13 protein-coding genes are annotated in these 13604 nt (G+C 62.9%); 8 read left to right on the top strand and 5 right to left on the bottom strand.

Going from position 1 to position 13604, the window contains the following annotated elements; all coding sequences use genetic code 11:
* On the top strand, window positions 1–725 hold a 725-nt coding region (locus K678_RS15675; RefSeq protein WP_021133454.1), incomplete at its 5' end, for a helix-turn-helix domain-containing protein.
* 4 nt (window positions 726–729) lie between these two features.
* Here the strand turns inward: K678_RS15675 and argE are convergent.
* Window positions 730–1920 (bottom strand): acetylornithine deacetylase, encoded by a 1191-nt coding sequence (gene argE / locus K678_RS15670; protein WP_081673311.1) that lies wholly within the window; start codon window positions 1918–1920, stop codon window positions 730–732.
* Window positions 1921–2148: 228 nt separating this feature from the next.
* Here argE and K678_RS15665 point away from each other — a divergent pair, with 228 nt between their 5' ends.
* The 3 genes from K678_RS15665 to K678_RS15655 all read left to right on the top strand — a co-directional run bounded on the left by K678_RS15665 (window position 2149) and on the right by K678_RS15655 (window position 5417).
* Window positions 2149–2826 carry a DUF502 domain-containing protein gene (locus tag K678_RS15665; RefSeq protein WP_021133452.1) on the top strand — a complete coding sequence of 226 codons (678 nt, stop codon included), beginning with the start codon at window positions 2149–2151 and terminating at the stop codon, window positions 2824–2826.
* Between the two features lie 84 nt (window positions 2827–2910).
* On the top strand, window positions 2911–4605 hold the full coding sequence (locus K678_RS15660) for a glycoside hydrolase family 17 protein (protein ID WP_021133451.1): 1695 nt from the start codon (window positions 2911–2913) through the stop codon (window positions 4603–4605).
* Entirely contained in the window at window positions 4605–5417 is an 813-nt protein-coding gene (locus K678_RS15655) for an FkbM family methyltransferase (RefSeq protein WP_021133450.1), read from the top strand. Before K678_RS15660 ends, K678_RS15655 begins: the two co-directional genes overlap by 1 nt.
* Before the next feature lie 68 nt (window positions 5418–5485).
* Here K678_RS15655 and hemB read toward each other — a convergent pair whose 3' ends face one another.
* The 3 genes from hemB to K678_RS15640 form a co-directional block, all read right to left on the bottom strand.
* A complete protein-coding gene (gene hemB / locus K678_RS15650; protein ID WP_021133449.1) occupies window positions 5486–6499 on the bottom strand; it encodes a porphobilinogen synthase in 1014 nt (337 codons plus the stop codon).
* 4 nt (window positions 6500–6503) lie between these two features.
* Window positions 6504–7799, bottom strand: a complete 1296-nt coding sequence (locus K678_RS15645; protein ID WP_021133448.1) for an O-acetylhomoserine aminocarboxypropyltransferase/cysteine synthase family protein — start codon at window positions 7797–7799, stop codon at window positions 6504–6506.
* A 103-nt stretch (window positions 7800–7902) separates the two neighbouring features.
* A complete protein-coding gene (locus K678_RS15640) occupies window positions 7903–8892 on the bottom strand; it encodes a dihydroorotate dehydrogenase-like protein (protein ID WP_021133447.1) in 990 nt (329 codons plus the stop codon).
* A 305-nt stretch (window positions 8893–9197) separates the two neighbouring features.
* On the opposite strand from K678_RS15640, the gene cutA reads away from it, so the two are divergent.
* Window positions 9198–9527 (top strand): divalent-cation tolerance protein CutA, encoded by a 330-nt coding sequence (gene cutA / locus K678_RS15635; protein WP_021133446.1) that lies wholly within the window; start codon window positions 9198–9200, stop codon window positions 9525–9527.
* A gap of 13 nt (window positions 9528–9540) precedes the next feature.
* On the opposite strand, the gene K678_RS15630 is transcribed toward cutA, so the two are convergent.
* Window positions 9541–10692 (bottom strand): bifunctional 2-C-methyl-D-erythritol 4-phosphate cytidylyltransferase/2-C-methyl-D-erythritol 2,4-cyclodiphosphate synthase, encoded by a 1152-nt coding sequence (locus K678_RS15630; protein ID WP_021133445.1) that lies wholly within the window; start codon window positions 10690–10692, stop codon window positions 9541–9543.
* 281 nt (window positions 10693–10973) lie between these two features.
* On the opposite strand from K678_RS15630, the gene K678_RS15625 reads away from it, so the two are divergent.
* The 3 genes from K678_RS15625 to K678_RS15615 all read left to right on the top strand — a co-directional run.
* Window positions 10974–11789, top strand: coding sequence for a cytochrome C assembly family protein (locus K678_RS15625; RefSeq protein ID WP_021133444.1), 816 nt, complete (start codon window positions 10974–10976; stop codon window positions 11787–11789).
* A gap of 66 nt (window positions 11790–11855) precedes the next feature.
* On the top strand, window positions 11856–12866 hold the full coding sequence (gene dusB, locus K678_RS15620; protein WP_021133443.1) for a tRNA dihydrouridine synthase DusB: 1011 nt from the start codon (window positions 11856–11858) through the stop codon (window positions 12864–12866).
* Window positions 12866–13604 (top strand): two-component system sensor histidine kinase NtrB (locus tag K678_RS15615; protein ID WP_021133442.1); only part of this gene is annotated, 739 nt, incomplete at its 3' end. The genes dusB and K678_RS15615, both read left to right, overlap by 1 nt.

Genomic DNA, 13604 nt, shown 5'->3' with positions numbered 1-13604 from the left:
AAGCCTCGCTGCGAGCTTTGCGATTACGGGAGGAAGCTTCGGACCCGGGCGGTTTGATCCGGGCCACCCGGATTCGTCGCGAGCGGGCGGCCAGCCGGGATCAGGAACGGGCGGCGACACTCTCCCGTTATGGCAACGAAGCGTCGGCGTGGAGCCCCACCACCACCGAAGCGGTGTTGATCGCTGCCGGTCGCGATTTGGCCGATCCCGGCAACGAAGACGATCCCCATGCCCCCCTGTGCGGGTGGCATCTGCCCTGGCACGAGCCGCCCCCTTCGGTGCGCGACCGGGTCGCGGCGGCGCTGCCATTGCCATCCAGCATTGTCGCGGCCCGTGACGAATGCCGCGAGTGGGAGCAGAGGAAACACGATCTCGATGTGATCGGCGATGGTCCGGGGACGGTGGGGCTTCCCACCGCCTGCGCCGCCCGCCATTGGCTGGTCGAGCGGATGTGGCGGAGCGATCTGGCGGTGACGGGAACAGCCGATTTGATCGCCCGCCTTGAGTATTGGGTCGAGCGTGGAGGAGATGACGGCTCGGGCTATCGGATTTTGCTCGATAATCTGTCCGGTTCGGCGGGGGCGTGGCTGCGCGATCCCGAGGGGGGGAGTCATGCCCGCATCCTGCGTCTGAAGGCCGAGCATCCCGACTGGTCACTGGCCCGGATCGGACAGGAATTGGGGATCAGTCGACAGGCGGTTCACAAGCACCTGAAACGAGGATAACCGATTAAAATCGTCCCGGTTCGGGATTGGTGGCGTAATCGAGCAGACGGCCCAGGAAGGATTCGCAGCGGGCGAGTTGATCCAGACTGACAAATTCGTCGGCCTTGTGGGCCTGGGCGATATTGCCGGGACCGCACACTACCGCCGGAATCCCGCTGTGCTGGAACAGCCCGGCCTCGGTGGTGTAGGAAACAAAAGCGGTGCCGGTGTCACCTGCCAGTGACTGGACCAACCGGACTCCCGGATCGTTGGCATCCATATCGAGTCCGGCTGTGCTGTTGTTTTCGTCGAAAATGATCCCGGCGCGGGACGAGCGGGCCCGCATCTCCGGAAGCAGTTCTTCGGCCCAATAGCGGATTTCTGCCATCAACCCGTCCGGGTCGTGGCGCGGCAGGTTGCGGATTTCGAATTCGAAACTGCACTCGCCAGGAACGATGTTGAGCGCGGTGCCGCCCTTGATCACGCCGGTATGAACCGTGGTATAAGGCGGCCGATAGCCCGAATCGAACGGGCCGGTCTCGCGCAGACGGCGCTGCATCGCCCGCAGACGGGCGACGATCTCGGCGGCGATCTCGACCGCATTGACGCCCTGATCGTTGAGCGCGGAATGGCATTCGTGCCCCAGAACCTCGCAGCGAACGCTTTTCTTTCCTTTATGACCGCTGACGACCGTCATCTCGGTCGGTTCGCCGACGATGCACAGGCGCGGACGCACCTCGAGTCCGGCAAGATCGTCAAGCAAGCGCCGCACCCCGATGCAGCCGATTTCCTCGTCGTAAGACAAAGCGAAATGAATCGGCATCGCCAAAGGACAAGCGGCGAAATCGGGCGCAAAGGCGAGGGCGGCGGCCAGAAACCCCTTCATATCGGCGGTGCCCCGGCCGTACAGAAGCCCATCGCGGTTATCAAGGTGGAAAGGATCACTGCTCCATGCCTGCCCGTCGACCGGGACGACGTCGGTATGACCCGACAAGACGATTCCCGGGCGGTCTGCCGGTCCCAGCGTCGCAAACAGATTGGCCTTGGTCACCGAATCGTTCCAGGTCAGCCGAATCTCGGCTCCCAGGCGCGACAGCGTTTCCGCCGCCATGTCGATCAGGGCAAGGTTGCTGTTGCGACTGGTGGTATCGAACGCAACCAGGCGATCCAGCATCGCAACGATATCTGAGCGGGGAGCCAGGGCAGGGAGGGTCAAGGCGGACCTTTCACGCACGGACAAAGACGAGACATCAGACTCATCATAGAGCCGCAAGCGTTTCTCGCCTATAGTTCTGGGGGGAGGCAGGGCATATTCTAAAGACGGCGAGGGGTGCCCGCCGCCTGTGCGGATGCCGGACATCAAGGGGGGAATAACCGTGAGATATCAGAGTTTCAGCCTCACTGGCGCGGGGGAATCGTCTCGTTCTGCCGGTGATCTCCGGCGATGAGTCCCCAGCTCGATCCGCTTCCCGCCCGGACAGAGGTTTCCTCTGCCTCCTCCTCCGGACTGATCGCACGTTTGCGCGCCAATTTTCTGGCCGGTTTGCTGGTCGCCGCGCCGATCTCGCTGACCGTTTATATCGTCTGGGCGGTCATCAGCTTTATCGATTCGCAGGTTTCGTCGCTGTTTCCCCCGTCGTGGGGAGTCTCCCACTATCTTCCGGGGTTCGGCGTTCTGCTGGCGCTGATCGGCTTAACCGTGGTCGGCGCGTTGACCGCCAACATCGCCGGACGATTGGTTCTGGCCGTCTCGGAGGCGCTGCTCGGCCGGATGCCGGTGATCCGCAGCATCTACTCGGCGATCAAGCAGGTGGTGCACACCGTTCTGGCGCAGAAGGCCGAGGCGTTTCGTGAGGTTGTCCTGCTTGAATATCCGCGTCCCGGCCTGTGGACCCTGGCCTTCATCACCGGCACGACCAGCGGCGAGGTTCGGGACCAGTTCGACGAAGAGATGGTCAACGTCTTCGTCCCCACCACCCCCAATCCGACATCGGGCTTTCTGCTGTTCGTTCCGCGCCGTTCGGTCCGGCTGTTGTCGATGAGTGTCGAGGACGCGCTCAAGATGGTCGTCTCGACCGGCATCCTCACGCCCGACGACGTTGAAACGCCGGATGCGCGATAGGCACCGTTTTGCCGCCGCAATTGACGGCGAGATTGGCGGCGCTTAGACAGGGACAGCCCGTCCACCCCCTGAACCGGGAATACCATGAACCGTATCTTTGCCTTTGTTATCGTTGCCGTGCTGGCTGGCCTTCAGGTCGCTGGCTGGTGGTGGTTTAATCGTCCGGTTCCAGTTGAACTGTCGTTTGCCGAACCGTTTCCGTCGGTCTCGTTCGCGCCGTTTCGGCGTGGACAGAGTCCGCTGACCCAGGATTATCCGCCGCCGGAACAAGTTGCCGAAGATCTGCGCAGCCTCGCCGGAGTGACGAAAGGCGTTCGCACCTATACCAGCCTCGAAGGGATGGAGGTGGTGCCGAAGCTGGCCGAGGAATTGGGGATGGACGTGATCCATTCCGCTTGGCTGGGCGAAAAACCTGCGATCAACCGCCGCGAGGTCGAGGCGCTGATCTCCGCCGCCAACAAATATCCCAACAGCATCAAGCGGGTGATTGTCGGCAACGAAGTCCTGTTGCGTCAGGATCTGCCGGTTGACGATCTGATCAATTATATCCGCACTGTCAAATCGCGGGTGTCGCAGCCGGTGTCCTATGCCGACGTCTGGGCTTTCTGGCTGAAATACCCCCAACTCGCCAACGAAGTCGATTTCATCACGATCCACATCCTGCCTTATTGGGAGGACGAGCCGATCGGTGTCGAGGGCAGCGCCCGCCACATCGTCGATATCTATCGCCGGATGGCCGAGACCTTTCCGGGCAAGCCGATCCTGATCGGCGAAGCGGGGTGGCCGACCCGTGGCCGCTCGCGCGGACCGGCGGTGGCCAGCATGGAGAACGGGGCCCGCTTCATCCGGACCCTGGCCCAGGTGTCGAAGGAAAACGGGTTTGATTACAACGTCGTCGAGGCGTTCGATCAACCGTGGAAAGCTCGGATGGAAGGAACCGTCGGGGCTAATTGGGGCGTGGTCGATTCCGATCGTCGGGTTAAGTTCGCGATGTCCGGTCCGGTCGAGCCCAGCCCGTTCTGGCCGCGTCATGCCGCCGGAGCAGCCGCGCTGGGGACGATCCTGGGGCTGGCTTTCCTGATGCGCAGTTCGTCGCGTTATCGTTTCGGAGCCGGTTTGGCCGTTGCCGTTCTGGCTCAGATCATGGCCGGTCTGGTGGTGTGGCAGATCGTCAATGCCCAGGCTATCGCCTTTGATCTGACCGACGAGGTCTGGGCGTGGCTGCGGACCGCTCTGCATACCGGGTTGGCCGTGCTGCTGGTCCGGGCGGCGGCGCTGAGCTTTGCCGATGGTGCGGCCCCGGTCGCCGACCGTCGCGCCGAGCGTCTGGTGCCGTTCTACGCCATCGCCGCGATCGTTTCTTCGACGCTGTTGCTGGTTCATGGTCGCTACCGCGACATTCCTTGCCTGGAATTCCTGGTGCCTTGCTTGGGGATTACCGCCTATGGTCTGGCTCGGATGGCGGTGTTGCGGCTTGACTGGCGCGCTGCCTTTGCCGTTGGACGTCTGTTCGGCGGGACCAGCGACGGGGGCTTCGGACCGGCCCGGGCGATGACGATCGGGCTGGTGCTGGCGGCTTTAGCATCGCTGTTGTCCGAGGCGGTGGCGCTGGCACGGGGTGATGATTTCATCGTTTCCCATCCCGCCCTCAGTGACCAGTTGCCGCTGTTGCTGCGGGGGATGTGGATCAACCAGGAAATGGTAACCTGGGCGGCGATGGTGCTGCTGATGGCGTTGCCTTATCTCGCCGACTGGCGTTTGAACCGTAAGGCGGAGTGATGGTTACCCCGGCCGGACTGGTCCTCCCCCCCTGGATCGGGGTTGCCCCCTGTCGGCATGGATCGATGCTGTTTCCGGCGGGGGACGTCTATGTCGGCCGCTCTCTGGCTTTGTACGGCGAATATTCCCCCGGTGAGACGGATTTGTTTCGCCAGATCGTCCAGCCGGGGGATGTGGTTGTCGAAGCCGGGGCCAATATCGGGGCGTTGACGATCCCGCTCGGACGATTGGTTGGTCCGAGCGGCCGGGTTCTCGCCTTCGAACCGCAGCGGGGGATTTTCGGGGTTCTGACCGCCAATCTGGTTCTGAACGGCCAGGAGCAGATTTGGGCCGAGCGGGTCGCCCTGGGGGCGGCGAGTGGCGAAATCGCCGTACCCGTTTTGCCGCTCAGCCGTCAGGCCAATTTTGGCGGTGTCTCTCTCGGTGCACCCGAGGGAGAGCCCTGTCCGGTACGGACGCTGGATTCCTACAACCTCGCGGCGCTTAAGCTGCTGAAGATCGATGTCGAGGGAAGCGAGGCCGAGGTGATTGCCGGAGCCGAGCGGACAATCCGCGCTCTGCGTCCGATCCTCTATGTCGAAAACGATCGGCGGGACAAGTCGGCGGCGCTGATCGCGGCGATCATGGCGTTGGAATATCGGTTGTGGTGGCATACGCCACGGCTGTTTGCCCCGAACAATTTCCGTCAAGTGGCCGAAAACGTCTTTGGCAATATCACCTCGATCAACATGCTGTGTCTGCCCCGAAGTGCCGAGGTGGTCGTCAAGGGATTGGCCGAAATCACCTCGGCGGAAACGCCTTTGCCGTTTTAGATCCTCTCCGAAATGAAAATCCCCCCGACATCACCAGGATGTCGGGGGGATCAATCGTTCGACCGCAGTTAGTGCGACGATTTGGCCAGCAGACGCGCCACTTCCGGCGCGGTGTAGGTCAGAATCGCATCGGCACCGGCGCGCTTGAACCCAATCAGGCTTTCGACGATCACCTTGTCCCAATCGAGCCAGCCGTTCAGCGCGGCGGCCTTCATCATCGCGTATTCGCCCGACACCTGATAGGCGAGGGTGGGGACGCCAAAGGTCTCCTTCACCCGGCGGATGATGTCGAGATAGGGCATGCCCGGCTTGACCATCACCATGTCGGCGCCTTCGGACAGATCGGCGGCGACTTCGCGCAACGCCTCGTCCGAATTGGCCGGGTCCATCTGATAGGTCTTCTTGTCACCCTTCAGGGTCGATCCGGTGCCGACGGCATCGCGGAACGGGCCATAGAATGCCGACGCGTATTTGGCGGCGTAAGAGATGATCCGGACATCAATCAAATCCTGATCGTCCAGCACTTCGCGGATCGCCCCGATGCGGCCATCCATCATGTCGGACGGAGCCAACGCATCGCACCCGGCCTGAGCCTGAGCCAGCGACATCTTGCACAAGGCTTCGACGGTGGCATCGTTGACGACGTAATCGTTAACGACCAATCCGTCCTGACCATTGCTGTTGAAAGGATCGAGGGCAACGTCACAGATCACGCCGAGCTTGGGAACGGCGGTCTTGATAGCGCGGACGGCGCGACAGACGATGTTGTTGGGGTTGTAGGCCTCGGCGGCATCGGGGGTCTTCAGCGACGCCTCGACCGAGGGGAATAGCGCAATCGCGGGAATGCCAAGGTCGGCGACGCGACGGCATTCCTCGACCAGCAGGTCGATGGAAAACCGCGCGACGCCGGGCATTGACGCCACCTCCTGCCTCACCCCCGTTCCTTCGACCGCGAAAACCGGCCAGATCAGATCGTCGACCGAGAGCTTGTTCTCGGAGATCAGCCGACGGGACCAATCGTCCCGACGGTTACGGCGCATGCGAGTAAAAGGAAACTCAGCGTGGGGAAGGATGGTGGACACGATGTTAGATGGCCTCCAATGCCTGCTTCAAGTCGGCGAGGATGTCGTCGATGTGTTCAATACCGACAGACAATCTCACATAGCCCGGAGTCACACCAGTTGCCAATTGTTCATCAGCCGACAGTTGGGAATGGGTGGTACTCGCCGGATGAATGGCCAGAGAGCGGGCATCGCCGATGTTCGCGACGTGGTAGAACAGCTTCAGATTGTCGATGAACTTGCGTCCGGCCAGAACGCCGTCCTTCAGTTCGAAGCCGAGCAGACCCCCATAGAACCCGCCCTTCAACACCGCGTCGGCGCGACGACGGACTTCGCCGGTCTGGAGGCTGGGGTGGATCACCCGGCTGACCTTGGGATGCGAGGCCAGATACTGGGCGACGGCGCTGGCATTGCGGCTGTGTTCACGGATGCGCAGCGGCAGCGTCTCCAAACCCTGGATGGTCTGGAAGGCGTTGAACGGGCTGGCGGCGGCACCGACGTCGCGCAGCAGGATAACCCGGGCCCGCAGGATATAGGCGATCGGGCCGAGCGGCTTGACCGCCTGGGTCCACACCGCACCGTGATAGCTAGGGTCGGGCTGGTTCAGCAGCGGGAAGCGTTCGGCGTGCTTTTCCCAATCGAAGCGACCGCTATCGATGATCGCACCGCCGATCGAGGTGCCGTGGCCGCCGATATATTTCGTGGTCGAATAAACGACGATGTGCGCGCCGTGATCGAGCGGACGGGCAATCACCGGCGCAGCGGTGTTGTCGACGATCAGCGGGATGCCCAGCTTATCGGCCAGCGCGCCGACTTCGGCGATCGGGAAGACATGCAGCTTGGGATTGGGCAGCGTCTCGGCATACCAAGCCCGGGTCTTGGAATCGGTGGCGCGGGCGAAGGCTTCGGGGTCGGTCGGATCGACGAAGCGGGCTTCGATACCGAACTGCTTGAACGTATTGGCGAACAGATTCCAGGTGCCACCATACAGATCGGTCGAGGTGACGAAATTGTCCCCGGCCTGGGCGACATTCAGAATCGAAAAGGTGCTGGCGGCCTGACCGGACGACACCGCCAGGGCGGCAACGCCGCCGTCCAGCGCGGCCAGACGCTGTTCCAGAACGTCGGTGGTCGGGTTCATGATCCGGGTATAGATATTCCCCAGTTCCTTGAGCCCAAACAGGTTGGCGGCGTGGTCGGCGTTGTTGAACTGGTACGACGTGGTCTGATGAATCGGAACAGCCACTGAACCGGTGGTGGGGTCGGCACGATGGCCGGTATGAAGAACGATGGTTTCCGGGTTTTTGCTGGTGACGCTCATCGACCTCTGGCTCCTTTCCGCACGGGATGGTCAGGGAATTTCACACCGTTGACGTTGCATGTCAAGGCGACTAATCCATAAATCCCGTAGATAATTAACGCAGCTAAGCGGAGTGGAGCCCTCCGCGCAGGATGCGGATGTAGTTCACCCGGTCGTAGGCGGCGACGTCACCCACCGCAGCGCGGCTGAGACGGCCCCGGATTTCGGCGACGGAGGAAGCCTCGCGTGCGGTGAGGTCGGCGATCAGGCCGTCCTTCAACACCTTCAGATATTCGACGCCATGACGCATCAGGGCCGAGGTGGTCATCACCACATCGGCACCGGCAAACAGATATTTGATCACTTCGGCGGCGGTCTGAACGCCAGAACTGGCAGCGATCGAGCCCTTCAGCTTGCCGGACAGAGCGGCGATCCACAGCAGCGGCAGGCGGATTTCGCCGCGGTTGCTGAGTTTGAGATCGCGCAGCAGGGTCAGTTCGTCGAGATCGATGTCGGGTTGATAGAAGCGGTTGAACAGAACCACGCCATCGGCACCGGCCTGATCCAGCGTCTGGATCATGTTTCCGGGCGAACTGAAATAGGGGCTGAGTTTCATCGCTACCGGAATCGACACCGCTTTCTTGACCGCGCTCAGGATTTCGACATAGCGGGCTTCGACCTCGGAGCCGCTGGAAACCAGATCGGTCGGCAGATAATAGACGTTCAGCTCAAGCGCGTGGGCACCCGCCTGTTCGATCTGGCGGGCGTAATCGATCCAACCGGCGGGGGTGGTGCCGTTCAGGCTGGCGATCACCGGAATATCAACGGCGGCGCGGGCGCGGCGGACGAGATCGAGGTAATTCTGCGGCCCGATATTCTCGGTCAGTCCCGCCGGGAAATAGGAGAGGGCCTCGGAATTGGCTTCGGCGCCGAGACGTTCCATCTCGTCGATTTCGTTTTCGATATCTTCTTGAAAGATCGAGGGCAGCACCACGGCTCCGGCCCCGAAATCCTCCATCTTGCGGATGTTGCCGATGTCCAGGGCAAGCGGAGAGGCCGAAACTACCAGAGGACAGCTCAGGGGAAGGCCGAGATAGCGGGTGGACAGATCCATGGGAGTCTCCTTCTGCTCACCGGGCATAGTCCCGGCCCATGCCAATCAGGCTATCGTCAGTCGGGGCATCTGTCCACCCGTCGCCACGAATCCTTGCGGATCGACTTGGCCTTTTCTCCATCAACTGCGGTAGCGGTTGACAGAGGCGCTTTTCATCACGCCGGGGTATCGAAATCCGTTTACGGGATTATTATATGTGTGACATGGGCGTCCCGTCCGATCTCCTCTTCCGGGAAACGCCGATACCGACTTTTACGGGGCAGGCGTGAACCTGCCCCGTCTTTTTCCGTGGGGGGCTGCCGGAAATGAGCCAGTGTCTGCTGTATGCCACCGCCGCCAGCCGCGATGAGGCGCTCGCCCTGGGGCGCACGTTGGTCGAGGCGCGTCTAGCCGCCTGCGCCAACGTGTTGGACGGCATGACGTCCGTCTATCGCTGGCAGGATGAATTGCGCGAAGACCGCGAGGCGGTGTTGATCCTGAAGACCCGTGCCGAGTTTGCCGATGCGGCAATAGCGCGGCTGCGCGAGTTGCACTCTTATGACTGCCCCTGCGTCCTCCGCCTGCCGATCGAGGGCGGCAACCCAGAGTTTCTGGCCTGGATTGCCGCCGAGACCGCTCCCGTCAACCGTGATTGACGGGGGGCTGCGGTTAACGCGGGAGCCAGACCGACGCGCTGGCCTGGGCGGCGATACCTTCCGCACGGCCGGTGAAGCCCAGCCCCTCGGTCGTGGTGGCTTTCACCGAGACCCGGCCCTGGTCGATCTTGAGAATTTCGGCCAGACGGGCCGCCATCCGGGCGCGGTGCGGCCCGACCTTGGGACGCTCGCAAATCAGGGTGACATCGACGTTGACGATCCGCCCGCCCCGGGCCGTGACCAGCGACGCTGCGTGGGCAAGGAACTGATCCGAGGCGGCTCCCTTCCAGCGTGGCTCGGACGGCGGGAAATGGTGGCCGATATCACCGGCCGAAATCGCGCCAAGCACGGCATCGGTCAGAGCGTGCAGGCCAACATCGGCGTCGGAATGGCCGAGCAGACCGGCCTGGTGCGGCACCAATTCACCACACAGCCAAACCCCGTTGCCCGGCCCGAAGCGATGAACGTCATAGCCGCTGGCGGTCCGGATTTCCCCCGCGCCCTCGAACAGGCGACGAGCCCGTTCCAGATCGGCGGCGGTGGTGATCTTGACATTATCCTCGGCACCGGCGACCAGGGCCACCGGCAGCCCGGCCCGCTCGGCGACAGCGGCGTCATCGGTCAATTCCTCGCCGATCACCGCCTTGTGGGCGGCAAGGATGTCGTTAAAGCGGAATCCCTGCGGGGTCTGGGCGCGGAACAGGCTCTCGCGCGAAATCGTATCGGAGACAAAACCGTCCTTGCCGCGTTTCAGCGTGTCGGCGACCGGCACCACCGGCAGGGCGGCGGGATGCGAGATCAGGGCGGCGATCACCCGTCCAATCGTTCCCGCATCGATGAAGGGGCGGGCGGCGTCATGGATCAGCACCCGCTCGGGCGCGAGATCGGCAAGGCTCTCAAGGCCAAGGCGAACCGAATCCTGGCGGCTCGCTCCACCCGACACCGGCTCCAGCAGCGCCAGACCGGACGCGGCGATATCGTAAAGCTGACGGTCGTCGGGATGGATCACCGCCCGCACCGCATCGATCTCGGGATTGGTGGCGAACGCGGCCAGGGTGTGGCGCAGCACCATCCGTCCGGCAAGATCATGATACTGCTTGGGCAGATCGCCACCGAATCTGCGGCCGCGTCCCGCCGCCACCACCAGCACCACCGTTCCGCCCATGATCGTCCTCCAATGGCCTAAAGAGGCGCCAGCCTATGCGGCATGGACAGGCTTGCCAAGGGACAAGGCGTGCTTATCTCCCCCGAGGCCCGGTCATAGGTGAGATATGACTCTGGGTAAGGGGCGATCCCGGAATGGAATCAGGCTTTCGCGCCGACGACGGGGGAAATATGATTTATCGTGTATCCTGAGCCGAAGCTGCGGCCAGCGCGGGGGAGACCCCCGCCAGTGTCATCACTCCGCCAGTTTGCGTGAACCGAAAGAATGGTATAGTCGAGCCCATGTCGCCGATACTTCTTAACATTGCCGCTCTCGTCGCGCTGATTCCGGCCGCGATGGTTTCCTTCAGACCCCATGCCGGTCGTGACAGCCGTTTTTGGGTCGCGACCCTGCTTGCCGTCATCGCTCCGTCGATCTGGGGCGGTTGGCTGATGAGTGGGGTTTGGCTGACCAGTCTTTCAGCCGGGTTATGGGTCAGCATTGCCGGCAGCGCCGCAATGTTTGCTCTGCTGTCGGTGACGACCCCGCAGGCATGGCGCCTGGGCCCGCTGCTGATGCCGTTCCTGGCTGCTGTCGGTCTGCTGGCCTCGATGGTCAGTTGGGTCGAAGGTGCTCCGCCGCCGATGGTTGGCGGTGCCGGGGCTGCCTGGGTCGATCTTCATATTATCGTTTCGGTTCTGACCTACTCGCTGCTGACCGTCGCGGCGGTGGCGTCGGCCTCGATCTTCCTTCAAGAACGGGCGCTGAAGCGCAAACGCCCGACCGCGCTGACCCGGCTGCTGCCCAGCGTCGCCGATGCCGAACGGATGTCCGGGCGGCTTCTGCTCGACAGCGAGGTTGTGCTGGGGCTGGGCCTGTTGACCGGGCTGGCGCTCCATTATGTCGAGACCGGGTCCTTCGTGACATTCGAGCACAAGGCCATGCTGTCCCTGCTGGCCTTCGTTCTGATCGGCATGTTGCTGATCGGTCACCGCATCTGTGGCGTGCGCGGTCGTCTCGCCGCGCGGGTGGTGCTGGTTGCCTATCTTCTCCTCACATTGGCCTATCCCGGCGTTAAGTTCGTGCAGCAGGTGCTGTTGACCGCTCCGCTGGGCTGAGACTTCCCCCGGCCCGGCGGTTTTTGACGTTGCGCCGGGGGACATCTGCATAATAAATATGCACATATGATGTGCATACGCCCGCTTCCCACCCTTTCGGTTGGATCGCTCACCCTCGACAATGCCGTAATTCTGGCGCCGATGGCTGGGGTGACCGATCTCCCCACCCGTCGTCTGGCCCGTCGCCTGGGGGCCGGTCTGGTCGTCTCGGAAATGATTGCCAGTCAGGCGATGATCCGCCAGAACCGCCAGACGATGCGGATGGCCAGTCACGAGGCCGCCGATCAGCCGACCTCGGTTCAACTGGCCGGGTGCGAGCCAGAGGCGATGGCCGAGGCCGCCCGGCTTAACCAGGACATGGGCGCGGCGATCATCGACATCAACATGGGATGTCCGGTCAAGAAGGTCGCGGTCAAAGGCGAAGCTGGCGCAGCCCTGATGAAGGACGAAGTGCTGGCTGGACGATTGATGGAGGCGGTGGTTCGCGCCGTCGATCTGCCGGTGACGCTGAAGATGCGGATGGGATGGGATCAATCCTGCCTGAATGCGCCCCGGTTGGCCCGGATCGCCGAGGAGAGCGGCATTCGTCTGGTGACGGTCCATGGCCGCACCCGCAGTCAAATGTATAGCGGTCGGGCCGATTGGGCCTTTATCGGCGAGGTCAAGCGCGCGGTGTCGATTCCGGTGATCGGCAATGGCGATGTTTGCAGCATTGATGACGCGGTCAGCCTGCTGACCCTGTCGGGTGCCGATGGCGTGATGATCGGCCGGGGCAGCATGGGACGGCCGTGGCTGCCGGGACAGGTGGGGCATTTCCTCGCCACCGGGGAACGGCGTCCCGACCCCTCGCCGATGGAATTGTATGACATCGTGATGGATCATTTCGAGGCTTTGCTGGTGCATTACGGAACGGTTTCGGGCGTGCGCAACGCCCGCAAGCATCTTGCCTGGTATTCCCGCGGTTTGCCGGGTTCGGCCGAGTTTCGCGCCGGGATCAATCGGTTGGACGATCCCGACGCGGTGCGTCACGCCTTGGCCGAATTTTTCGGCGTGCTGGCCGAAAAGGCTGCCGCCTGATGGCTCTTCCCACCGTGGCCGCGCCCCGACGCCGTAACGGCGGCGCCACCTTCGATCCCGACGTCATCTTGAACGCGCTGAGCGCCGCCGTGCTCGCGGTCGATGGCGACAACATCATCCGTCTTGCCAATGGCGGAGCCGAGCAATTGTTCGCCTGCGGTGCGGCGTGGCTGTGCGGTCATCCCACCAGCGAATTTTTGCCGCCCGACTCGCCCGTGTTGGGGTTGATCGCGCAGGCCCGCAGCGACGGCAATTCCGTTGCCGAATATGGTGTGGTGCTCGACACCCCACGCACCGGGCACCGCATCGTCAGCGTTCAGGTCTCGCCGATCGTCGAGCAAGCGGGCGCAGTGGTGGTCAGTCTGCACGAGCAATCGATCGCATTGAAGATCGGTGCCCATCTGACCAGTCGCAACGCCGCCCGGTCGGTCACCGCGATGGCCTCGATCCTGGCTCACGAGGTCAAGAACCCGCTGTCGGGCATCCGCGGTGCGGCGCAATTGCTCGAGCAGAACGCCAATGAGGACGACCGGGTGCTGACCCGGCTGATCTGCGACGAGGCCGACCGGATCGTTGCCCTGGTCGATCGGATGGAGGCGTTCTCGGACAATCCGACCGCGGTGCGCGATCCGGTTAACCTGCATCAGGTGCTAGAGCATGTCCGCCGTATCGCCGAAGCCGGATTTGCCCGCCAGATTCGCATCGTCGAGCATTACGACCCCTCGTTGCCGCCGGCCC

This window comes from Magnetospirillum fulvum MGU-K5, from assembly GCF_000442515.1.
In the GTDB taxonomy this organism is placed as follows: Bacteria; Pseudomonadota; Alphaproteobacteria; order Rhodospirillales; family Magnetospirillaceae; genus Phaeospirillum; species Phaeospirillum fulvum_B.
The sequence above is the reverse complement of the archived record's forward strand: the minus strand, read 5'-3'. Positions and strand labels throughout refer to the sequence as shown.